This is a genomic window from Cytobacillus sp. SAFR-174 (assembly GCF_051964675.1).
Lineage (GTDB): Bacteria > Bacillota > Bacilli > Bacillales > Cytobacillaceae > Cytobacillus.
Genome location: NZ_JBQCMZ010000003.1, coordinates 76,427 through 97,268, shown reverse-complemented (window position 1 = coordinate 97,268; position 20,842 = coordinate 76,427). Strand labels below are relative to the sequence as shown.

Sequence of the window (20,842 nt, the reverse complement as noted above, 5' to 3'; positions counted from 1 at the left end):
GTCCTTTCAGGCGGGTGGCCGCCTTTTCAATTCTCAGCCAGCCTGGCTGCATTTTTACAGTATTTTTAGTGCTTCATAGCATCCATTTCATCAATGTTAACGCTCTTTTTGTTACGGTAAAGTGAAATCAGAATTGCTATTCCAACTGCCACTTCTGCTGCGGCAACCGCAATAACAAATAGCGTAAAAATCTGTCCGGTAATGGACGGTGTGATGCCATATTTACTGAATGCCACTAGATTAATATTAACCGCATTCAGCATCAGTTCGATTGAGATCAGGACAATCACAGTATTGCGCTTAGTCAAAGCACCATACAGACCGATGCAAAAGAGGATTAAAGCCAATGCCAGGTATGCTTGAACGGGAACTGTACTCATTCCTTTTCAGCCTCCTTTTCATCGTCTTTTTTAGCCAAGACAACGGATCCAATCAAAGCGACCAATAATAGGACAGATGTTACTTCAAACGGAATAATGAATTTTGAGTAAAGTTCAATTCCAATTTGCTCAGTATTATTGACATGAAGGTCATTCGGCGCTGACGGCAAATCAAGGTTATAAATTCCGATGTAGACCGCGAAAGCGAAGCCAAGAACCCCCACGAATACTAACAGCTTACGCCAGCGGCCGGTTTTGGGCTCGCTTGTGTCGTTATGGCGTGTCAGCATGATCCCGAACAGCATGATGATGGTAATCGCTCCAGAGTAAATCAAAATCTGGACCGCAGCCAGGAATTCAGCTGAAAGCAGCACGTAAATTCCGGCGATGCTTACAAATGTAAATACAAGAGCGACAACCATATGCACAACTTTGGTAAGGTTCAATAAAAGCACGCCGCCGATGACCGCAACTAAAGCTAGAGACATAAACGCTAAAAACTCACCTGAAAACGTCATGCTTTATTCACCTTCCGTATATTTTCATCATTTTCATCGAGCCATTCAAGGTTTTTAAACAGCTCATCACGGCTATATTCCGCCAGTTCAAAATTATTGGTCATGATAATCGCTTCGGTTGGGCATACCTCTGTACACAAGTCGCAAAGGATGCAAATTTCGAAGTTGATATCATAGGTATCAATGATTTTCCCCTTTTTAGCAGGGTCCGGATGCTTTTTCCCTGTCAGCTCGATACAATCGGTGGGACAAATATTTGCACACTGATTGCAGACAATGCATTTTTCAGGGTAAAACTTTTGAATTCCCCTGAACCGGTCCGGAAGCGGAAGCGGCTCATTCGGGTAATCATAGGTTACCTTTTTGCGTGTCAGGTTTTTAAGGGTATACGATAATCCTTTCGCTAAACCAAGCATGTTTTTCACCCCTTGTTAAGAAATGCGGAAGCGCCTTGCCCACCCCCGACAGGCATAAGACGGTTCCTGTAAGAAGGCGTTCTTTCTTCTGAAAGGAAACGGCTTATGACCCCGAGTCCCTAGGAGCCGCAACTAGACAAGCTTGAGACCTCGAGGGGGTAGGCGCTAGAGCTAGACAATTATCGAAGTGCTATGGCTGTTCCTCATTAAAATATATTAAGCCACTCTTTCAGCAAAGCTGTTAAGAAAATATTCGCAAGTGCTACCGGCAGCAGAACCTTCCAGCCAAATTCCATGAGCTGGTCTGCACGGAGGCGCGGGAATGTAACTCGAAACCAGACTAAAACAAAGATTACAGCCGTAAACTTAAGCGCAAACCAGACGGCACCCGGAATGAACTCCAGGAACGGCAGCGGCAGCCACCCGCCAAGGAATAGTACGGTTGTCAATGAAGCCATGGCAAAGAAGTATACATATTCCGCAAGCATGAAGAACGCCCAGCGGAAGCCGGAGTATTCAACATGGAAACCGGCGACCAGCTCTGATTCTGCTTCAGGCAAGTCAAATGGAACACGGTTCAGCTCCGCTGTGGAAGCAATCAGGAATACGATGAAAGCAATAGGCTGCCAAATAATGAACCAGCCATTTTTTTGCGCTTCAACAATTTCATTCAGGTTTAGACTGCCTGTTAAAAGGATAATGCCTAATACAGACATTACGAGCGGAATTTCATATGAAATCATCTGTGCAGCGGCACGCATTCCGCCAAGCAATGCATATTTATTATTGGAAGCCCATGCCCCTGTGACAATACCGACTGTTGTCAGCCCTGAAATGGCGATGTAATACAGCAATCCAACTCCAATATCAGCAAACTGCAGTTTGTCTGTAAATGGAATTGTCGCCAGCACCATGAATGCCGGTGCAAAAGCAATAACCGGTGCAAGAATAAACAGCGGCCTGTCTGCAAGCTTAGGAATGGTGTCTTCTTTTAAAAGAAGCTTTAATACGTCAGCAACGGTCTGCAGAAGCCCCCAGCGTCCGCCGACCTGATTCGGGCCGTGGCGCAGCTGCATAAATCCCATGACTTTACGCTCCGCCAGAATGGCGTAAGTAACAAATCCCAAAACGACTAATAGTAAAACGGTGGCAAGCAAGAAGAAAATACCGAAATTCAGCAGACCTGCTTCGGAATGGAGAAGTTCTTCTACCATTAACCGTCCACCTCCCCAAGGACAATATCAATTGCCCCTAAAATAGCAATCAAGTTCGCAATGTTTTCGCCTTCAAGCAATTTTGGGAGAATCTGAAGATTATAGAATGATGGCCTCCGGAATTTCATCCGGTATGGTTCCTTCTTTCCATCACTCGCGATATAGCAGCCAATTTCTCCCCTTGGAGATTCGATTCTGACAAACGCTTCCCCTTTTGGCGCTTTGATGATTTTCGGCACTTTCGCCAGAATATCGCCTTCTGCCGGGAATTGCTCCACCGCTTGTTCAAGGATCTTTAGTGATTCTTCTATTTCCTGCATGCGCACATGATACCTGGCCCACGCATCCCCGCCGTCCTGAACCGCCACATCGAAATCAAAGCGATCATAGATGGAGTATGGCTCATCTTTGCGAAGATCCCATTTTACGCCTGTGCAGCGCAGATTTGCACCGCTTAGCGAGTAGTTTAAAGCATCCTCTTTCGTATACTTCCCTACCCCTTTGACACGGTTCATGAAAATTTCATTTCCGGTTACCAGCTGATGGTAGCCTTTGAGCTGTTCACGCATATATGGAACAAACTCCCTTACTTTATCAACCCAGCCCTCAGGAGCATCCCATTTAACGCCGCCGACACGCATATAGTTAAACGTTAAGCGGCCTCCGGATATCTCATTCAGCATATTGATAATCATTTCACGCTCTCTGAATGCATACAGGAATGGGCTTGTTGCCCCAATATCCAGTAAATATGTACCCCACCATACAAGATGGCTGGCAATCCGGCCAAGCTCCATCGTAATGATCCTCAGATATTCGGCCCGATCCGGAATTTTCAAATCCATCATCGTTTCAACCGCATGGACAAGGATATAATTATTCGTCATGGCGGCAAGATAGTCCATTCGATCTGTATAAGGAATAATTTGCGTATACTGCAGGTTTTCAGCCAATTTCTCCGTTCCGCGGTGCAGGTAGCCGATGACCGGTTTCGCCTCTTTGATGATCTCCCCGTCAATTTTCAGAACCAGGCGAAAAACACCGTGCGTACTTGGATGCTGAGGTCCAACATTCAATAGCATTTCTTCTGTTCGCAGCATTGGTTACACCTCCACATCGTACGGTTCATAGTCTTTTCGCAGCGGATGCCCGATCCAGTCTTCCCCCAGCATAATCCGGTATAAGTTAGGGTGCCCTTTGAATTTGATTCCCAGCAAATCATATGCTTCACATTCCGGCCAATTGGCTCCTGCCCATAACGGCTGCAGTGAATCAATCACCGGCTCATCGCGGTCAACCTTAACCTTCAGTGCAACAGATTGGCGGTTTTTGTATGAGTATAAGTGAGCATACACTTCCATGTGTGTCTCAAAATCGGTGCCATGAAGCTCTGACAGATAATCAAAGCCAAGCTGTTCATTATATTTCAGGAACTCTGCCAATTTAAAATAGGATTCAGCTCTGGCGACCAAAGTCGGCACTTCCTTGGAAAGATTATTAATATAGTACTCTTCAAGAACCTCAGATCCCAGATTTTTTTCAATTACCTTCACATATTTATCAAGATAAGGCTGATTAACGGATGGAGCTTTCTCTGCAGCTGGTTCAGCGTCAGCCTTGCTTCCGGCAGCTTTAGCCTTCGCTGCGGCTGCGGCCTTTGCTTTCGCGGCTGCGATTGCCTTGGCCTTTTCGTCATCAGCTGATCCGTCTGCTTTGCCTGCTGCGGCTAATTTTGCTTTTGCTGCGGCGGCGGCTTTGGCCTTGGCGGCTGCAATCGCTTTTGCCTTTTCATCGTCCCCGCCTGCTTGTTTTGCTTGAGCTGCTGCTTTCGCCTTTGCGGCGGCGGCAGCTTTGGCTTTTGCGGCTGCAATCGCTTTTGCCTTTTCGTCATCCCCGCCTGCTTGTTTTGCTTGGGCTGCTGCTTTCGCCTTTGCGGCGGCGGCAGCTTTGGCTTTTGCTGCGGCGGCGGCTTTTTGCTTCGCCAGATCCATGTCTTCTGCAGGTGTTTCTTCCTTTATTTCTCCTTGCTCTTTCGCTTTCATTTTAGCCAGGGCGGCTGCCTTTGCCTTCGCAGCTGCGGCGGCTTTTTGCTTCGCCAGATCCATGTCTTCTGCAGGTGTTTCTTCCTTTATTTCTCCCTGATCTTTCGCTTTCATTTTAGCCAGGGCGGCTGCCTTCGCCTTCGCGGCTGCGGCGGCTTTTTGCTTCGCCAGATCCATGTCTTCTGCAGGTGTTTCTTCCTTTATTTCTCCCTGCTCTTTCGCTTTCATTTTAGCTAGGGCGGCTGCCTTCGCCTTCGCGGCTGCGGCGGCTTTTTGCTTCGCCAGATCCATGTCTTCTGCAGGTGTTTTTTCCTTTGTTTCTCCTTGCTCTTTCGCTTTCATTTTAGCCAGGGCGGCTGCCTTCGCTTTTGCTGCAGCTTCTTTTTTCAGCTGTTCAAGATCTTTTTCTCCGCTCATAGGTTAGATCACCTTCTTCCCAGTCTTAGCCTCATAACGGATTTTCTCTTTTAACTTATTAATTCCATAAATCAATGCTGCCGGGTTCGGCGGGCATCCTGGTATGTATACATCAACAGGGACAATCTGGTCGACCCCTTTAACAACTGAGTAAGATTTCACATATGGCCCTCCAGCAGTTGCACAGGAGCCCATCGCGATTACCCATTTTGGTTCAGGCATCTGATCATAAAGACGGCGGACAATAGGTGCCATTTTCTTTGTTACTGTACCTGAAACAATCATGACATCAGACTGACGGGGAGATGTACGGAAAAAAGATCCAAAACGGTCCAAATCATAATGCGATGAACCTACACCCATCATTTCAATGGCACAGCAAGCAAGCCCGAAGGTCATTGGCCACAATGAATTGCTCCGCGCCCACGCTTTAATCTGTTCCAAAGTTGCCATAAACACATTGCGCTGCAGTTCTTCCATTTCTTCCGGTGTAATATTATCCAACTTTAAATCCATTTCAGCACCTTCTTTTTCCATGCATAAACAAGTCCAATTATTAACATAAATACAAAAATCAGCATCTCAATCAATGCAAAAATACCAAGCTTCTCATATGCCACTGCCCATGGGTACAAAAATACTGTTTCCACATCAAAAATGACAAACATCAGGGCAAAAATATAATAGCGGACATTGAACTGCACCCTCGAATCATGGAATGGCTCAATCCCGCTCTCATATGTGGTATACTTCGTATCATATGGCTTATAGGGCCGCAAAAGCTTTCCCAAAAACAAAGCCACCACAGGCAGCAATACGCCCAGGCATAAAAACACGAAAACTATCAAATAGTTATTCTGGTATAAATTCCAAAGCTCCATGCCCATCCCCTCCAATGCTGAAAATTTTCACAACATTTAAACATGTAACCGTAACCATTATACACCCTACTCTCCCATGTGTCGACACAACCTCAGACTATTATTGGAAATTCTCAATGGACGCATAATTGGATCTCCGGGAGAGAATTTACATAGCCAATTTTGACACATCTTCCTTAAATTATATGAGCTTGCCCCCTGTCAATATCCATTAAATTCTTCATTATATTCATCTATCATTAAAAAATAAATTTTCTGCAGTGTCAGTGAGATATGTAACACACCGAGAGAAATTTTCTATCTTACTCAATGGAAAAACTTTCTATTTAAACCATCTTAAGGTTTGAATATATCAAATATGACCATATCTAAGGCTTTTCGTCCATCTAGTATGAACATTATGATGGTTTTCCATTTCTTCGTTAATTTCCTGAAATGTGCGTAATTTAATTATAACCTCTCTGTTCTTTTACTCAGAATTTTCTGTGCTAGCATAATAATTGTCAACCAAGTTTATAGGAGGTTAAACATGAAAAAGTATCTTTATTATCTGCTCGCGAGCTTAATCATCTGGAGCACAGCAGGTGTAAGCGCATATGCAGAAGAAGTAACTGTAAATAAAGGGGATACCCTATGGTCCATAGCACAAAAACACGAAGTGTCCGTTCAGGATATTAAAAACTGGAATGGCCTATCAGGGGATCTGATCCACCCAAATGACCAGCTTGATGTTTCACCTGAAGAAATATACATAGTAGAATCCGGTGATACTCTCTGGAATATTGCCAAAACATACAATATAAGTGTACATAACCTTAAGAAGTGGAATCAGCTGAAATCCGATTTTATTAAACCTGGATTAGAGCTAATCATCTATAAAAATGAATCAATGAAAAAAGAAGCTGCTAATCCTAAGACCGTCGTAAAAGCAGCGAACACTAATGAGCCTGCAGCAAAAGAAGGAAAAGTTCTGACTGTCACTGCAACTGCCTATACAGCGAGCTGTGAAGGATGTATCGGCATTACAAAAACAGGAGTCAATCTTATCGATAACCCGGATGAAAAAGTAATTGCTGTTGATCCGGACGTAATTCCTTTGGGTTCAAAAGTATTTGTAGAAGGATATGGCTATGCAACTGCCGAGGATATTGGCGGCGGAATTAACGGACATGAAATTGATGTGTTTATTCCTGGAGAACAGGATGCACTGCATTGGGGAAGAAAAGATGTAAAGGTTACTATCCTTAATTAAAACAAAGAGGTCTCTCACTGCAGGGACCTCTTATTTCAATTGCTCTATTCATTTATAGGCTGCTAATGGATCAAGTGTGTTTCAGATATCCGGCAAAAAGCTTTTAATAGATTTTGCATACATCGAATCCGGATCGCTTCGTCAAATAAGAACACATTGAATATCTCCGCTTCAAGCATAAGGAATACTTTCATCGCAGCATCATCCTTATTGCGTATATGATTATTTGTAAAATAGCTGATTAATTCTCTTTCATAATATTCTACCGTTCCAAATAATACAGTCGACAAGGATATCACCCCCTGGTTTTCTTAAACCTTGTCTTCTAAGTTGATACTATATGACTCTATTCAACGAGTTTCAACAAAATCTGACACTTTTAACAAAATAGTTAAGATGGCAATTCCTTTTTAATATAAATGAAATATAGCTGTTTCCTTTGAAATTAATTTTTGTGATAAAGTTATATTAAGAGCTTAGATTAGGAGAATTACTTATGACTAAAAACAACTGCCCAGCTATTCAAAAATTCGATGAGCTCGTTACTAAAAGCAATGAGCTAAAAAGGGAGCTGGATGTCACTCCTTTTGAAGATAAACAAAAGTTCATGAGCCTTCTAAAAAAACTCATGACCGTTCATAAGAATTTGGATCAGTTAACCCTATATGACCAGACAAAGTACTAAAATAAATGAAGGACAGGCATTTGCCTGTCCTTTCTTCATGTATCAGCTTCAACCACTCACCCACCAACATATCAACCATCAATAAATCCACCAAAAAAACAGGCTGCCCTCTATATGGCAGCCTGTTTCTATCATTAGCGTCTTCTGCGGTTTCTAAGGAACGCCGGTGTATCAAGTGACTCTTCCTGCGGGTCAGCCTGCACACGATAGTTATCCTGCACCGATTCCCGATATTCCCGGGGCTCTCTGACCGGCCGGCGATTGCTTGGTTCTTCTGCATAATGATATGTAGGTTCATATTCTTTTTCTACAGATGGTCTTGTACTCGGTTTCGCCCTTAACTCCTCTTGTTCATTGAAGCCGGTAGCGATAACCGTAACAAGAATTTCTTCTTTTAAGGAATCATTAATGACCGAACCAAAAATCATATTCACTTCTTCATCTGAAGCAGAAGCAACAATATCTGCAGCCTCCTGCACTTCATATAAGCTGATATTTGCTCCGCCTGTAATGTTCATGATAACGCCACGGGCTCCGTTAATGGACGTTTCAAGCAGCGGGCTTGAAATGGCTTTACGGGCTGCTTCAGCCGCACGGTCCTCCCCAGTGGCGATTCCGATCCCCATCAGTGCTGTTCCTTTATGGGACATTACTGTTTTGACATCGGCAAAATCAAGATTGATTAAACCGGGAACGGCAATAAGGTCTGAAATGCCCTGAACGCCCTGGCGAAGAACATTATCCGCTTCCATAAACGCTTCAAGCATAGGTGTTTTCTTATCAATAATCTCCAATAAGCGATCATTTGGAATAATAATTAGCGTATCAACAGCCTTTTTCATGGCTTCGATGCCTGCATCAGCATTGGCTGCACGTTTGCGTCCTTCAAATTTGAAAGGACGGGTTACGACACCAATGGTCAGTGCACCCACTTCACGTGCAATGCGTGCAATAGCAGGAGCAGCACCTGTTCCGGTTCCGCCGCCCATTCCGGCAGTAACGAATACCATGTCAGCACCCTTCAGCACTTCACGAAGCTGGCTTTCACTTTCCTCAGCTGCTTTTCTGCCCACTTCAGGATTAGCCCCAGCACCCAGGCCCCTTGTTAAGGCTGCACCGATTTGCATGGTTACTTCTGCCTTTGATTGATTTAGAGCTTGTCCATCTGTATTTACAGCGATAAACTCTACTCCCTCAACTCCATGTTCGATCATCCGATTTACAGCGTTATTCCCCCCGCCGCCGACTCCGATGACTTTGATCGTAGCGTATTGGTCTATATTTGTATCAAACTCCAGCATTGCGGCTCCTCCTTTTATTTCAAATAGACTTGCATGATAGCTTTAAAAAAGAGAGTAACCTTTAAAGGTTTACTCTCTTCTATTGTAAAGGCCTATATAAAAGAATTCGAGTGATTTATCTCTTTTTTGGGGCAATTTTCTTAAAATTTGGGTGGTAAATATTTCTGAATCAAAAGCTCCAGCGCCTTGCTCACCCCCGACACCTCGAGGGGGTAGGCGCTGGAGCTAGATGCAGACACTCTTCCACAGAGTTATTCACATTGTTCAATTTTGTAATTTCCTATACAAAAACAAAAACACCTCCCAGCTAGGCCAGGAGGTGTTATGAATTGTTATTAGAACTTTCTTTCCGAAACTTCGATACGGTTGATCGCACGCTGCAGTGCAAGCTCTGCACGGCGGAAATCAATGTTTTCACGCTTCTGCTCATTCAGGCGCTGTTCAGCACGCTGCTTGGCGCGAACGGCACGCTCTACATCAATTTCATCTGCCTGCTCAGCAGATTGCGCTAAAATCGTTACCTGCTCCGGACGGACTTCAAGGAATCCGCCGCTTACTGCGACGAAATCAGTTTTTCCGCCGTTTTTTAAACGAACGGCTCCAATTTGTAACGGTGCAACCATTGGAATGTGTCCAGGTAAAATTCCAAGCTCACCGCTTTGAGCTTTTGTGCTTACCATTTCCACATCTGATTCATACACCGGGCCATCGGGAGTAACAACACTGACTTTAATCGTCTTCATTTTTTACCCTCCTGGTCCAGAATTAGACCTCTACGCCCATTTTCTTTGCACTCTCGATTACTTCTTCGATTCGGCCGACAAGTCGGAATGCATCTTCTGGCAGGTGGTCGTACTTGCCTTCAAGAATATCTTTGAAGCCTTTAACTGTTTCTTTAACAGGTACGTATGAACCTGGCTGGCCAGTAAACTGCTCAGCAACGTGGAAGTTTTGTGATAAGAAGAACTGGATACGGCGCGCACGTGCTACGATTAGCTTGTCTTCATCAGAAAGCTCATCCATACCAAGGATCGCAATGATATCCTGAAGTTCTCTGTAACGCTGTAATGTCTGCTGTACCTGGCGTGCAACTGAGTAGTGCTCTTCGCCAACGATTTCCGGTGACAATGCACGGGAAGTGGAAGCAAGTGGATCCACCGCAGGGTAGATACCCATCTCAGAAAGCTTACGCTCAAGGTTAGTTGTTGCATCTAAGTGGGCGAAAGTTGTAGCCGGAGCCGGATCCGTATAGTCATCGGCTGGTACGTAAATCGCCTGGATCGACGTAACAGAACCTACGTTAGTAGATGTGATACGTTCCTGTAATTTACCCATTTCAGTAGCAAGTGTCGGCTGGTAACCAACGGCAGATGGCATACGGCCTAATAGGGCTGATACCTCTGAACCTGCCTGTGTGAAACGGAAGATGTTATCCATGAAGAAAAGAACGTCCTGTCCCTGGTCATCACGGAAGAATTCTGCCATAGTCAAACCAGTCAGGGCAACACGCATACGCGCTCCCGGCGGCTCGTTCATCTGGCCGAATACCATCGCTGTTTTCTTGATAACGCCTGAATCCGTCATTTCATGATAAAGGTCATTACCTTCACGCGTACGCTCACCAACACCGGCAAATACAGAAATACCGCCGTGCTCCTGAGCGATGTTATTGATCAATTCCTGGATTAATACGGTTTTACCTACTCCGGCACCACCGAACAGACCGATCTTACCACCTTTAATGTATGGAGCAAGAAGGTCTACTACCTTAATTCCAGTTTCAAGAATTTCTACTTCAGTAGAAAGCTGCTCAAACTTAGGAGCCTCTCTGTGAATAGAATCACGACGTGCATCTGCTGCGATTGCAGGATCTAAGTCGATTGATTCACCAAGCACGTTAAATACACGTCCAAGTGTTACATCACCTACTGGTACAGAGATAGGAGCACCCGAGTCAATAACTTCACTTCCGCGCTGTAAGCCGTCAGTAGAAGACATTGCAATGGTGCGGACTGTATCATCACCTAAATGAAGGGCAACTTCAAGGGTTAAGTTGATGGCAACTTCAGATTCGTTACGCGCTGGGTTTGTAACAGTCAATGCATTATAGATCGCAGGTAGCTGGCCGCTTTCGAACTTTACGTCAACAACCGGACCCATAACTTGAAGAACGCGTCCTTTGTTCATCTTTTTCCCTCCTCTTTCATTTCACGTAATGGGAGAGTACAGGCAGGACCCGTTCTCCTCATTTCGTTTGTGTCTAGCTCCAGCGCCTAGCCCCTCGAGGTCATAAGCCAATCCCTTCCGGAAGGAAAGAACACCTTCCAAAAGGGCTCGTCTTATGCTTGTCGGGGCTGACCGAGGCGCTTCCGCTTTTCGTTTTTATTCTAACGCGGCTGCTCCGCCGACGATTTCGGTAATTTCCTGCGTGATAGCTGCCTGACGGGCACGGTTGTAGCTTAAGCTTAACGAGTTGATAAGCTCTTTAGCGTTATCCGTTGCATTCTGCATCGCTGTCATCCTTGCAGCATGTTCACTTGCCTTACTGTCTAAAAGCGCTCCGTAGATTAAGCTTTCAGCGTATTGAGGCAGCAATACTTTTAAAATTTCTTCAGCGGAAGGTTCAAACTCATAAGATGTAAGCTTTGTCGAGCTGGAGATATCCGTAAGCGGAAGAAGCTTCTTCTCTGTTACATCCTGTTGAATCGCGCTGACATAATGGCTGTAATACATATATAATTCATCAAATGTCTCATCAGCGAACATGCCAACTGTTTTGCTGGCAATATCCTTGATTTCAGCAAATGCAGGCTGGTCCGCAACAGCAACAATATCCAGAATGACGTTCATATTGCGCTTTTTGAAAAAGTCACGGCCCACACGTCCGACTGCAATGATTGCATACTCATCCGGTGATTTATGGCGCTTTTGAATTGTCTGGTAGACATTTCGCAAAACGTTACTGTTATAAGCTCCCGCAAGTCCGCGGTCAGAAGTGATTACGAGGTAACCAGTTTTCTTGACTGGGCGGCTGGTCAGCATTGGATGTGATACATCTTTGCTTCCCAAAGCGATGCTTGCCGTAACTTCCTGGATTTTCTCCATATAAGGCACGAATGACCTTGCATTCATTTCCGCCTTATTCATTTTCGCAGCCGATACCATCTGCATTGCTTTTGTAATTTGACTCGTTTTCTTCGTAGAAGTAATACGATTTTTTATATCGCGTAATGATGCCACAGGTTCTCACCACCCTTATACAAGTTTGTCAGAACCGAATGCGAGCTGCTTAGATGGGGAGCACTTCCCCATCCAGGCAATCTCCATTATTCGGATACTGCGAAAGTTTTCTTAAAGTCGTTAATCGCAGATGCCATATCGTCATCAGAAGGAAGTTCTTTTGTAGTCACGATATGGTCTAACAAATCTTTGCGGTTATGGTCTAACCATGAAAGGAATTCAGATTCGAAACGACGAATATCCTGTACAGGAATGTCATCTAAGAAGCCGCGAGTTAGAGCGTAAAGGATTGCAACCTGCTTCTCAACTTTTAACGGCTTGTTAAGATCCTGCTTTAGAACCTCTACTGTACGGGCACCACGGTTAAGTTTAGCCTGTGTTGCTTTATCAAGGTCAGAACCGAACTGGGCAAATGATTCAAGTTCACGGTATGAAGCAAGGTCAAGACGCAGTGTACCTGCAACCTTTTTCATTGCTTTGATCTGTGCAGATCCACCTACACGTGATACAGAAAGACCTGCGTTGATCGCCGGACGTACACCGGAGAAGAATAGGTCAGACTGAAGGAAAATTTGTCCGTCAGTGATTGAGATAACGTTTGTCGGAATGTAAGCAGAAACGTCGCCTGCTTGTGTTTCGATAAATGGAAGCGCAGTGATTGAACCTGCACCTTTCGCATCACTTAGCTTTGCAGCGCGCTCTAATAAGCGGCTGTGCAAGTAGAATACGTCCCCTGGATATGCTTCACGGCCTGGAGGACGGCGCAATAGCAATGAAAGCTCACGGTAAGCAGAAGCTTGCTTTGTCAAGTCATCATACACAACAAGAACGTGCTTGCCGTTGTACATGAACTCTTCACCCATTGTTACACCGGCGTAAGGAGCCAGGTATAGCATTGGAGCAGGCTGTGATGCAGATGCTGTTACAACGATTGTGTAATCAAGCGCACCTTGCTTACGAAGTGTTTCTACTGCATTACGAACTGTAGATTCTTTTTGTCCGATTGCCACATAGATACATACCATATCCTGATCTTTTTGGTTCAGGATTGTATCGATTGCAACGGATGTTTTACCTGTTTGACGGTCACCGATGATTAACTCACGCTGTCCGCGGCCGATTGGCACAAGTGCGTCAATCGCCTTGATTCCTGTTTGAAGCGGCTCGTGTACGGATTTACGATCCATAACACCTGGTGCCTGGCTTTCAATCGGACGTGATTTTGTTGTGTTAATTGGTCCCATGCCATCTACTGGCTGTCCAAGAGGGTTTACTACGCGGCCGATAAGTTCTTCACCAACCGGTACCTCCATGATGCGGCCCGTACGGCGTACTTCATCGCCTTCACGGATTTCTGTAAATGGTCCTAAAATGATAATACCGACGTTATTTTCTTCAAGGTTTTGTGCCATACCCATAACGCCGTTTGAAAATTCAACAAGTTCTCCAGCCATGACATTGTCGAGGCCATGAGCACGAGCGATACCGTCACCAACAGAGATAACCGTACCTACATCACTCACTTGAATTTCCGACTGATAGTTTTCGATTTGCTTTTTTATCAGCGCACTGATTTCTTCAGCATTGATGCTCATGAGTTTCACCCCTATCTACGAATCTTAGCCTAACAATTGACGTTCAAGACGCTCTAGCTTCCCGCGCAAGCTGCCGTCGAAAATCCGGTTTCCGATTCGAAGCTTGATGCCGCCGAGCAAGTTAGTATCAACTATATTGTCAATACGAAGTGATTTTTTTCCAACCTTAGCTGCAAATGACACAGATAATGCTTCCTTCTCTGCTTCAGATAGCGGACGGACAGTGTATACTTTTGCATCCGCAATTCCTTTTTTGTCATTCGCCAGGCTTATAAAATGATCTGCCACATCAGAGATATGATCTTCACGGTGGCGTTCAATTAATATCATTAATGTGTTTAGTACAAAGGTGTTCACAGATGCAAATGCTTCTTTTAAAATCTCTTTTTTCTTCTCGATTGAAAGCTTTGGAGATTTCAAAACAGACTTTAAATCTGAGTTATGGTTTACTACTTCTTTCACTGCACGAAGCTCTTCTTCCATTTGGTCAAGAAGCTGGTGTTCATTCGCAAGCTGGAAAAGAGCCAACGCGTAGCGCTTTGCTACTGTGGAGCCCGTCATCGCTTTTCTCCTGCCTCTTGAATGTATTCATTGATCAGCTTTTCCTGATCAGCTGCACTTAGTTCCTTCTCGATAACCTTGGAAGCAATTAGGACAGACAATGAAGCGACCTGCTCGCGGATAGCGGCAACCGCCTGTTCTTTCTGCTGCTCGATTTCAAGCTTTGCAGATTCCTTAATGCGCTCAGACTCAGTGCGGGCAGCCGCAACGATCTCCTCACGCTGAACATCGCCTTGTTTCTTCGCATTTTCGATAAGACCCTGCGCTTCTGTACGTGCTTCTTTTAAAAGACTTCTTTGCTCTTCTAAAAGTTTCTTTGCTTCTGTACGGCTTTCTTCTGCCGCTTGAATTTCACTGGCAATGTGCTCTTCACGCTGCTGCATAATGCCCATTAACGGACCCCACGCGAATTTTTTCAGCAATGCCAACAAGATAATGAACATGACCAGCTGGTACAAAATGTCCCCGCCGTTAAAACCGCCGCCTGCAGCGCCTAATACTAGACTGTTTGTTAACACCCTCGATTCACTCCCTTCAAGAGTTGTTCCACTTATGAAACGGAGTCATATGCATGATTCCGAATTAGTTTACGGTAAAAAAACATAAAGGAATGGCGAAGGTTCATGGAATGATCTTCGCCATTTTTGAACGATTGGTACAGTATTAATTAACCGCCGATAACCATGAACGCGATAACAACGCCAATGATCGGAACGGCCTCAACTAGTGCAACCCCGATGAACATTGTAGTTTGAAGCATACCGCGAGCTTCTGGCTGGCGAGCCATACCTTCTACTGTTTTTGAAACGATAAGACCGTTACCGATACCGGCACCTAGTGCTGCTAAACCGATTGCAATTGCTGCTGCTAAAAGACCCATTATTGAGTTCCTCCTTAAATTGTATGAAAATTTATTTGTTTAAAATGTTTTGTCCATAAAATGAACAGGTATATATTAATGGTCCTGGCTCACTTTGTGTGCCATATAAACCATTGTTAACATACAGAAAATGAATGCCTGGATAGATCCGACAAAGATTGAGAATCCCTGCCATACAAGTGTTGGTATAACTGCGGCAAGCATTCCGCCTACACCGGCACTTGCGAGTCCTCCGACAAGCAACGTCAGCAGGATTTCACCTGCGTAGATGTTACCGTAAAGACGAAGTCCTAATGTCAGAGTATTTGCAAACTCTTCAATGATTTTCAATGGGAACAAGAAAGGCATTGGCCTGATAAAATCCCGGCCGTATTCTCCTACTCCTTTAAGCTTTACGCCATAGTAATGCGAAAGCCCGACTACCATTGCCGCTAATGTTAAGGTGATAACAGGATCGGCTGTTGGCGATTTCCACCATAAAGTGTGATCATAAGTGATCGCGAACGGAAGTCCGAGCATGTTTGAAACAAAAATATACATGATCAGGGTTAATCCAAGGATATGGAATCTTCCGCCTGTCTTCCAGTCCATCGTACTGTTAATGATATTCTTAACAAAATCCATTACCCATTCGAAGAAGTTTTGCATCCCCGTTGGTTTCATGGCCAATCGACGGGTTGAAAGCAAAGCAATAATGAATACAATAGCACTTGCCACTGTGATCATCAGTACGTTTGATAAGTTAAAATTCAATCCTAAAAAGTCCACTATAGGAGCTTCATGATGCAATAGTGTTCACCTCTCTTCCCGCTATTTACGTAATTGAAAAGATTGAAGAAAATAATCTATCATAATGACAATATAGGATGTCATTAATCCAAATACCACACTGATCAGATGCAGCTTCTCAGGGTATTCCAGAGCGATCATCACAGCAAATACTGCTGTAGCCATTCTGGATACCGTTCCAAGTGAACGCACCTTCTCGCCTCTCTCGACCGCCTCTCCAAACTGCAGCGCCTTTCGGGAAATCAGCCACAAATTGAACAGACTTAAGCTTGTACCAAAGATCAAGCCAAGAAAAATAGATTGATAAGGTGTAAAACCCCAGCCGAGAACGTATACAGACAACAAAAGGAATATGTATTTCCGCTGTCTTTGAAAAGTTGCTTTGATTTCCGGCATGTTGTTCATTCCCCTGTGAAAAAATGTTGGATTAGGCGAAGCATGGCGTAAATCCCGGCGCCCAGTCCAATGAACAAGCCGATTAAAAGGAATAAAGGCTCAGTTCCTGCCTTGCTGTCAAGCCATCTTCCGGCGAAAATGCCAATGAGCGTGGAACCTACTAACTGGGAAAGAATGGCGGACATTAAGGCCACCGCCTTAAATGGGTTGCGGTCTTTTTGACGCATAAAAACGCATCCTCCCTTAAAGAGAATGGTAAGAGGGTTTTGAGGCCATAAATAATCATATAAACATCATGCAGAAGTGGGAAATATGTCTGCAAAAATATTTTGAAAACCCTATCATCTTTTACCCTTTGTAAGCATACAATAGGGCTTTGTCAATGTCAATGCGTTTGGAGTGAAAAAGTTCACAAACAAAAAGGCAAAAATATGGTATGTTCACATATTTATCACATTTGATTTTCGGATTTTCTATTGAAAAAGGAGCGAGATTCTGCATCGCTCCTGAAAACGCTTTATTTTCATTTACTTCGCACTCTCTTCTGATTCTGCTGAAGGCTCCGGTTCACCCAGCTGGCCATCCGGCCTCACAAATAGATAGGTTTCGATCCAGTCTTCCCTGCCGGCCTTTTTGGCAAACACTTTCGCCAGGTATAGCCCCGGACCGGGGAGTTTGTCAGCAGGGATTTCCTGCAGCAGCTGCCCCTTGCCGGCATTTCTTTTCCAATCCAGAAATCCCATGAAACGGAGACTTTCCGAATCAAACATTGCAATTCCGAATTCCTCTGCCCCGCCCGGCAGATACACTTCATATCGATACGTGCCTGGCTTATCTCCTTTGCCGATTCCAAATCCCATCACCCTTGGGTAATCCGGCTCTTCCAGCACATACAGGTATGGAATATGGATACTCTCTGCACCTGCTTTCAATAAAAGGTACCCGTCATGGATCTTTTTCTGTAAAAGGGTCGGATCAGCAGACATTTTAATTTCAGCCTTTTTCTTTTCGCCCGGGTTCAATTGAAACGTCATAGGCATTTCCCAATTGATGCCCTGCTCCTTATGTGGTACGGAAAAGGAATAAGACTGCGTGTTTTCACTTATATTTTCAACCGTTATAAAACTGCTGTGGTCATGAAGCCTGTCTGCGATCTGAAATTTCCCGAATTGCATGGACGCCGGGAAGACAAGCGTTTCTGCTTTCAGCGCCTGATCAAGCTGTATCCTGCCGGCCCCCTGCTCATACGTTCTATATGTTTGTCCATCCGCATTCCTAATAAGTTTAGCGGTATTCATGAGTGCCGCCTTGATTTGTTCCGGCCCCCATTCGGGATGAGCCTGTTTGAGGATCGCACAGGCACCTGCTACATGCGGAGCGGCCATGCTTGTTCCCTGGAGCGGCAGGTAGCCGCCGGGAATGGTGCTATTTATGGCAACTCCCGGTGCCACAACATCCGGTTTAATTTCCCATGTGGATGTAACAGGTCCGCGGGAGCTGAAGTCAGCCAGTATGTCCCTTTCTTCTATTATATTAGTCCGGGCAAGTAGCCTTCCTTCCTTCATGAGCTTCTTGAGCTCCTCTCCTTCTTCCTTTGAAAGCGCCGCTGCCGGAATGGGAACCTGGCTGTCCAGATTGCCGAAGAACCTGCCTTTTGTATTGTTATAGATAATGATTCCTTCTGCTCCTGCTTCCATCGCATGGACAGCTTTATCTGTAAACGTCAATTCCCCTCTTTCTATTAGTACTATTTTTCCTTCCGCATTCTTTAATTCATCCGGATGTCCAAGTCCCCCATCGATCATTTCATAGGAGCGGTCAAATTCCCATTCCTTTGAACCCTGGAGCAAATCAAGGCGGATTTCGCGTCCGTTTATGCTCAAAAATGGCACCTTTATTGTTGGTGTAGAGGCTCCGACAGAAATAGCCTTCGACGCTGTTCCTGGAGATCCGACTGTCCAGATATTTGGTCCCGAATTGCCTGATGAAGTGACAGCCGTTATTCCTTTTTCAACCGCTTTATTCAGAGCCATGCTTATTGGAAGGTCTGGCCCGTTTACGTTATTTCCCAATGAAAGGTTTAACACATCCACTTTATCCTTTATGGCCTGTTCGATGGCCGCTATCACCTGTTCTGTTGTTCCGCTTCCGCCTGGTCCGAGAGCCCTGTAAGCGATGATAGTTGATTCCGGTGCAACCCCCTGGATCCTGCCATTTGCCGCAATGATGCCCGCGACGTGAGTGCCGTGCAGTGTGCCTTGTCCCCCGGCAGCCTTTGTTTCCATCGGATCTCTATCATTATCCACCAAATCGCGACCGCCGCCATAGCTTCTTCGCAAGTCAGGATGATTATAATCGATGCCGGTATCGATTACGCCTACTTTCACACCCTTGCCCGTAAGGCGCTGGTTATTTTCATCATAATAGCCTCTGGCATTGAGGCCGCCAATCAGCTTGATATTGTCATCAGAATGAACATGATAGGTATTAACCGGTGAAACAGCAGAGACTGACTCCAGCTTTTGCAGGCTTTGCAATGCAGATGGCTTTCCTTTTACTGAAAAGCCGTTTAATGCCTGATTGAATGTATGCCTGATTCGCAGATCAGGATTTTGCTCTATCATTTTTTTTATTTCCTGTTCCTTCTTTGCATCACTTAATACAATGATTGCCACTTTTTCAATATCAGGTGACTCTTCCGGTATAGGAGGGTGTGAAAGTGTTCGTGCAGAAACGGGAGTTTGACTCCAAAACAAGGATAAGACTGTTATGGACAGTAAGAGTTTTTTCATTAGAAAACCCACCCTCTTTTTGTTTTAGGGTGGGCTGAATAGAAGCCTTGTATGCATCAATATAAAATTACGGCTAGTTCAAGGATTCATAAACAATATTAGCTACTGCTTTAGAAAGAGCGCCTGTGCTGCGGTATGATCCGCTTGGTAAAGGGCCATTGTTTTGTTTGTTCGTCAGCAGGATAATCTGAAGATTTTCCTTTGGATCAATAATAACCTGCGTTCCAGTAAAACCAGTATGGCCAAAGGCTTTGTCAGAATAGTGTTCTCCCATATACCAGCTTTTATCCAGCTCCCAGCCATAACCCTGGCCAAAGCGCTGAGAAGAGGTAAAGGTATCAATCACTTCTTGATCATACATTTTCATTTTCCCATATATTCCGCCATTTAACATGGTCTGGCCCAATACAGCAAGGTCCCTTGCTGTCGAAAATAAACCGGCATGGCCTGCAACCCCTTTATTGCCATAGAAACTATTCCCATCATTAACTTCTCCAACTAAGGTGTAATTTCTCCAGTATTTGAACATGTCCGGGCTTTCTTCAACGTAGTACCCGAAATTAGGGTCATCAATCATTTTATACTCATAAGGATTTCCCCATGAGGTAGCCGCAATTTTTTTCTTGAAATGATCCGGTGGGGTAAACATCGTATCATTCATTTTTAAGGGCTTATAAATATTTTTTTCTAAGTAAATATCCAATTTTTGTCCGCTGATCTCTTCAATTAAAAAACCCAGCATCATAAAGCTAAAATCGCTATATCTTCTGTCCGTGCCAGTCGGATATTCAAGTGGCAGCTTGTTTATATAATTCAAAACCTCTTCCGAATTATCAGCGTAAAGGTATGTCGGTTTCCAGGGAGTTAAACCAGAAGTGTGTGTCAGCAGGTCAGCTACTGTAATATCCTGTTTTCCATGCTGGGCAAACTCAGGAATAAAATCAGATACCCTGTCATTGACCGAGAGTTTCCCGTCACCAACAAGTTTCATAATGCCCTGAGTGGTTCCCATTACCTTCGTAACGGAAGCAAGATCAAACAATGTTTTCTTTTTCATTTTTCTGGGGTTCTCGAGCAATTCCCCCATATCATACTTTTGTGCATATCCGTACGCTTCTTCTTTGACAATCTTTCCATCCTTGGCTACAAGAACTACTGCACCCGGTGTAACACCATCCGCAATAGCCTCCGTAATGACTTTATCAATACCTTTCAATTTCTCCGGATCAAAGCCTGCCTTTTTCGGATGGGCTTGACTTAATTTCTCCCCGGACCGTTCTTTCGCATTCACCATATTTCCTGAAAAAGCTGCAGAACTTAAAACTAATGTGAATACGATTAACAATAACCTTAATCTTTTCAAATCTTCATCTCCTTTTCAAAAACCGACCAATATACAATATTCTGTATAATTAATTCTATCTATCTTCCAATTGATTATCAATATAGTTTTAGTATTTTCAGAAAATGGTACTTTTAGATT

At 44.4% G+C, this 20,842-nt stretch carries 24 protein-coding genes; 2 read left to right on the top strand and 22 right to left on the bottom strand.

Going from position 1 to position 20,842, the window contains the following annotated elements; translation table 11 throughout:
- Window positions 1-65: 65 nt before the first annotated feature.
- From nuoK to ACTHRG_RS04395, 8 genes are all read right to left on the bottom strand, one after another.
- Window positions 66-380 carry an NADH-quinone oxidoreductase subunit NuoK gene (gene nuoK / locus ACTHRG_RS04430; protein ID WP_035327883.1) on the bottom strand — a complete coding sequence of 105 codons (315 nt, stop codon included), beginning with the start codon at window positions 378-380 and terminating at the stop codon, window positions 66-68.
- A complete protein-coding gene (locus ACTHRG_RS04425) occupies window positions 377-898 on the bottom strand; it encodes an NADH-quinone oxidoreductase subunit J (RefSeq protein ID WP_048007953.1) in 522 nt (173 codons plus the stop codon). Before ACTHRG_RS04425 ends, nuoK begins: the two co-directional genes overlap by 4 nt.
- Window positions 895-1,314 (bottom strand): NADH-quinone oxidoreductase subunit NuoI, encoded by a 420-nt coding sequence (gene nuoI, locus ACTHRG_RS04420; RefSeq protein ID WP_035327886.1) that lies wholly within the window; start codon window positions 1,312-1,314, stop codon window positions 895-897. Before nuoI ends, ACTHRG_RS04425 begins: the two co-directional genes overlap by 4 nt.
- Window positions 1,315-1,520: 206 nt before the next feature.
- Window positions 1,521-2,528, bottom strand: coding sequence for an NADH-quinone oxidoreductase subunit NuoH (gene nuoH / locus ACTHRG_RS04415; protein ID WP_048007952.1), 1,008 nt, complete (start codon window positions 2,526-2,528; stop codon window positions 1,521-1,523).
- Window positions 2,528-3,628, bottom strand: a complete 1,101-nt coding sequence (locus tag ACTHRG_RS04410) for an NADH-quinone oxidoreductase subunit D (RefSeq protein ID WP_076257138.1) — start codon at window positions 3,626-3,628, stop codon at window positions 2,528-2,530. Before ACTHRG_RS04410 ends, nuoH begins: the two co-directional genes overlap by 1 nt.
- Before the next feature lie 3 nt (window positions 3,629-3,631).
- A complete protein-coding gene (locus tag ACTHRG_RS04405) occupies window positions 3,632-4,987 on the bottom strand; it encodes an NADH-quinone oxidoreductase subunit C (RefSeq protein ID WP_440230627.1) in 1,356 nt (451 codons plus the stop codon).
- Between the two features lie 3 nt (window positions 4,988-4,990).
- The gene (locus ACTHRG_RS04400) at window positions 4,991-5,503 is read right to left on the bottom strand and encodes a NuoB/complex I 20 kDa subunit family protein (protein WP_035327895.1); all 513 of its coding nucleotides are present in this window, start codon (window positions 5,501-5,503) and stop codon (window positions 4,991-4,993) included.
- Window positions 5,494-5,868 (bottom strand): NADH-quinone oxidoreductase subunit A, encoded by a 375-nt coding sequence (locus ACTHRG_RS04395; RefSeq protein WP_035327896.1) that lies wholly within the window; start codon window positions 5,866-5,868, stop codon window positions 5,494-5,496. The genes ACTHRG_RS04400 and ACTHRG_RS04395 overlap by 10 nt, the downstream gene beginning before the upstream one ends.
- A 529-nt stretch (window positions 5,869-6,397) precedes the next feature.
- On the opposite strand from ACTHRG_RS04395, the gene ACTHRG_RS04390 reads away from it, so the two are divergent.
- Window positions 6,398-7,120, top strand: a complete 723-nt coding sequence (locus tag ACTHRG_RS04390; protein ID WP_076257134.1) for a LysM peptidoglycan-binding and 3D domain-containing protein — start codon at window positions 6,398-6,400, stop codon at window positions 7,118-7,120.
- A gap of 62 nt (window positions 7,121-7,182) precedes the next feature.
- Here ACTHRG_RS04390 and ACTHRG_RS04385 read toward each other — a convergent pair whose 3' ends face one another.
- The gene (locus ACTHRG_RS04385) at window positions 7,183-7,410 is read right to left on the bottom strand and encodes a hypothetical protein (RefSeq protein WP_076257132.1); all 228 of its coding nucleotides are present in this window, start codon (window positions 7,408-7,410) and stop codon (window positions 7,183-7,185) included.
- A 206-nt stretch (window positions 7,411-7,616) separates the two neighbouring features.
- Between ACTHRG_RS04385 and ACTHRG_RS04380 the strand changes: the two genes are divergently transcribed.
- Window positions 7,617-7,805, top strand: coding sequence for a hypothetical protein (locus ACTHRG_RS04380; protein ID WP_076257130.1), 189 nt, complete (start codon window positions 7,617-7,619; stop codon window positions 7,803-7,805).
- 134 nt (window positions 7,806-7,939) lie between these two features.
- On the opposite strand, the gene ftsZ is transcribed toward ACTHRG_RS04380, so the two are convergent.
- From ftsZ to ACTHRG_RS04315, 13 genes are all read right to left on the bottom strand, one after another.
- Entirely contained in the window at window positions 7,940-9,106 is a 1,167-nt protein-coding gene (ftsZ, locus tag ACTHRG_RS04375; protein ID WP_076257128.1) for a cell division protein FtsZ, read from the bottom strand.
- Window positions 9,107-9,441: 335 nt separating this feature from the next.
- A complete protein-coding gene (locus ACTHRG_RS04370; protein ID WP_035327916.1) occupies window positions 9,442-9,849 on the bottom strand; it encodes a F0F1 ATP synthase subunit epsilon in 408 nt (135 codons plus the stop codon).
- Window positions 9,850-9,871: 22 nt separating this feature from the next.
- Window positions 9,872-11,293, bottom strand: a complete 1,422-nt coding sequence (gene atpD / locus ACTHRG_RS04365) for a F0F1 ATP synthase subunit beta (protein WP_076257126.1) — start codon at window positions 11,291-11,293, stop codon at window positions 9,872-9,874.
- A gap of 195 nt (window positions 11,294-11,488) precedes the next feature.
- Window positions 11,489-12,346 (bottom strand): F0F1 ATP synthase subunit gamma, encoded by an 858-nt coding sequence (locus ACTHRG_RS04360; RefSeq protein ID WP_076257124.1) that lies wholly within the window; start codon window positions 12,344-12,346, stop codon window positions 11,489-11,491.
- A gap of 86 nt (window positions 12,347-12,432) precedes the next feature.
- Window positions 12,433-13,941: a F0F1 ATP synthase subunit alpha gene (gene atpA, locus ACTHRG_RS04355; protein WP_076257122.1), complete on the bottom strand. Its 1,509-nt coding sequence runs from the start codon at window positions 13,939-13,941 to the stop codon at window positions 12,433-12,435.
- A gap of 24 nt (window positions 13,942-13,965) precedes the next feature.
- Window positions 13,966-14,502: a F0F1 ATP synthase subunit delta gene (locus ACTHRG_RS04350; RefSeq protein ID WP_035327929.1), complete on the bottom strand. Its 537-nt coding sequence runs from the start codon at window positions 14,500-14,502 to the stop codon at window positions 13,966-13,968.
- A complete protein-coding gene (locus ACTHRG_RS04345) occupies window positions 14,499-15,020 on the bottom strand; it encodes a F0F1 ATP synthase subunit B (RefSeq protein ID WP_076257120.1) in 522 nt (173 codons plus the stop codon). Before ACTHRG_RS04345 ends, ACTHRG_RS04350 begins: the two co-directional genes overlap by 4 nt.
- A 149-nt stretch (window positions 15,021-15,169) precedes the next feature.
- On the bottom strand, window positions 15,170-15,382 hold the full coding sequence (atpE, locus tag ACTHRG_RS04340; protein ID WP_009332220.1) for a F0F1 ATP synthase subunit C: 213 nt from the start codon (window positions 15,380-15,382) through the stop codon (window positions 15,170-15,172).
- A gap of 75 nt (window positions 15,383-15,457) precedes the next feature.
- Window positions 15,458-16,171 (bottom strand): F0F1 ATP synthase subunit A, encoded by a 714-nt coding sequence (atpB, locus tag ACTHRG_RS04335; protein ID WP_076257117.1) that lies wholly within the window; start codon window positions 16,169-16,171, stop codon window positions 15,458-15,460.
- Window positions 16,172-16,192: 21 nt separating this feature from the next.
- A complete protein-coding gene (locus ACTHRG_RS04330; protein WP_076257115.1) occupies window positions 16,193-16,567 on the bottom strand; it encodes an ATP synthase subunit I in 375 nt (124 codons plus the stop codon).
- Between the two features lie 5 nt (window positions 16,568-16,572).
- Window positions 16,573-16,794: an AtpZ/AtpI family protein gene (locus ACTHRG_RS04325; protein ID WP_076257114.1), complete on the bottom strand. Its 222-nt coding sequence runs from the start codon at window positions 16,792-16,794 to the stop codon at window positions 16,573-16,575.
- Window positions 16,795-17,094: 300 nt separating this feature from the next.
- Window positions 17,095-19,359, bottom strand: a complete 2,265-nt coding sequence (locus ACTHRG_RS04320) for a S8 family serine peptidase (RefSeq protein ID WP_076257113.1) — start codon at window positions 19,357-19,359, stop codon at window positions 17,095-17,097.
- Between the two features lie 73 nt (window positions 19,360-19,432).
- A complete protein-coding gene (locus ACTHRG_RS04315) occupies window positions 19,433-20,722 on the bottom strand; it encodes a serine hydrolase (RefSeq protein WP_286147877.1) in 1,290 nt (429 codons plus the stop codon).
- Between the last annotated feature and the right edge of the window lie 120 nt (window positions 20,723-20,842).

Bases quoted from the DNA above. Each gene is read 5' to 3' on its own strand.
- nuoK (WP_035327883.1), bottom strand. From the start codon at position 380: ATGAGTACAGTTCCCGTTCAAGCATACCTGGCATTGGCTTTAATCCTC.
- ACTHRG_RS04425 (WP_048007953.1), bottom strand. From the start codon at position 898: ATGACGTTTTCAGGTGAGTTTTTAGCGTTTATGTCTCTAGCTTTAGTT.
- nuoI (WP_035327886.1), bottom strand. From the start codon at position 1,314: ATGCTTGGTTTAGCGAAAGGATTATCGTATACCCTTAAAAACCTGACA.
- nuoH (WP_048007952.1), bottom strand. From the start codon at position 2,528: ATGGTAGAAGAACTTCTCCATTCCGAAGCAGGTCTGCTGAATTTCGGT.
- ACTHRG_RS04410 (WP_076257138.1), bottom strand. From the start codon at position 3,628: ATGCTGCGAACAGAAGAAATGCTATTGAATGTTGGACCTCAGCATCCA.
- ACTHRG_RS04405 (WP_440230627.1), bottom strand. From the start codon at position 4,987: ATGAGCGGAGAAAAAGATCTTGAACAGCTGAAAAAAGAAGCTGCAGCA.
- ACTHRG_RS04400 (WP_035327895.1), bottom strand. From the start codon at position 5,503: ATGGATTTAAAGTTGGATAATATTACACCGGAAGAAATGGAAGAACTG.
- ACTHRG_RS04395 (WP_035327896.1), bottom strand. From the start codon at position 5,868: ATGGAGCTTTGGAATTTATACCAGAATAACTATTTGATAGTTTTCGTG.
- ACTHRG_RS04390 (WP_076257134.1), top strand. From the start codon at position 6,398: ATGAAAAAGTATCTTTATTATCTGCTCGCGAGCTTAATCATCTGGAGC.
- ACTHRG_RS04380 (WP_076257130.1), top strand. From the start codon at position 7,617: ATGACTAAAAACAACTGCCCAGCTATTCAAAAATTCGATGAGCTCGTT.
- ftsZ (WP_076257128.1), bottom strand. From the start codon at position 9,106: ATGCTGGAGTTTGATACAAATATAGACCAATACGCTACGATCAAAGTC.
- ACTHRG_RS04370 (WP_035327916.1), bottom strand. From the start codon at position 9,849: ATGAAGACGATTAAAGTCAGTGTTGTTACTCCCGATGGCCCGGTGTAT.
- atpD (WP_076257126.1), bottom strand. From the start codon at position 11,293: ATGAACAAAGGACGCGTTCTTCAAGTTATGGGTCCGGTTGTTGACGTA.
- atpA (WP_076257122.1), bottom strand. From the start codon at position 13,941: ATGAGCATCAATGCTGAAGAAATCAGTGCGCTGATAAAAAAGCAAATC.
- ACTHRG_RS04350 (WP_035327929.1), bottom strand. From the start codon at position 14,502: ATGACGGGCTCCACAGTAGCAAAGCGCTACGCGTTGGCTCTTTTCCAG.
- atpE (WP_009332220.1), bottom strand. From the start codon at position 15,382: ATGGGTCTTTTAGCAGCAGCAATTGCAATCGGTTTAGCAGCACTAGGT.
- ACTHRG_RS04330 (WP_076257115.1), bottom strand. From the start codon at position 16,567: ATGCCGGAAATCAAAGCAACTTTTCAAAGACAGCGGAAATACATATTC.
- ACTHRG_RS04325 (WP_076257114.1), bottom strand. From the start codon at position 16,794: ATGCGTCAAAAAGACCGCAACCCATTTAAGGCGGTGGCCTTAATGTCC.
- ACTHRG_RS04320 (WP_076257113.1), bottom strand. From the start codon at position 19,359: ATGAAAAAACTCTTACTGTCCATAACAGTCTTATCCTTGTTTTGGAGT.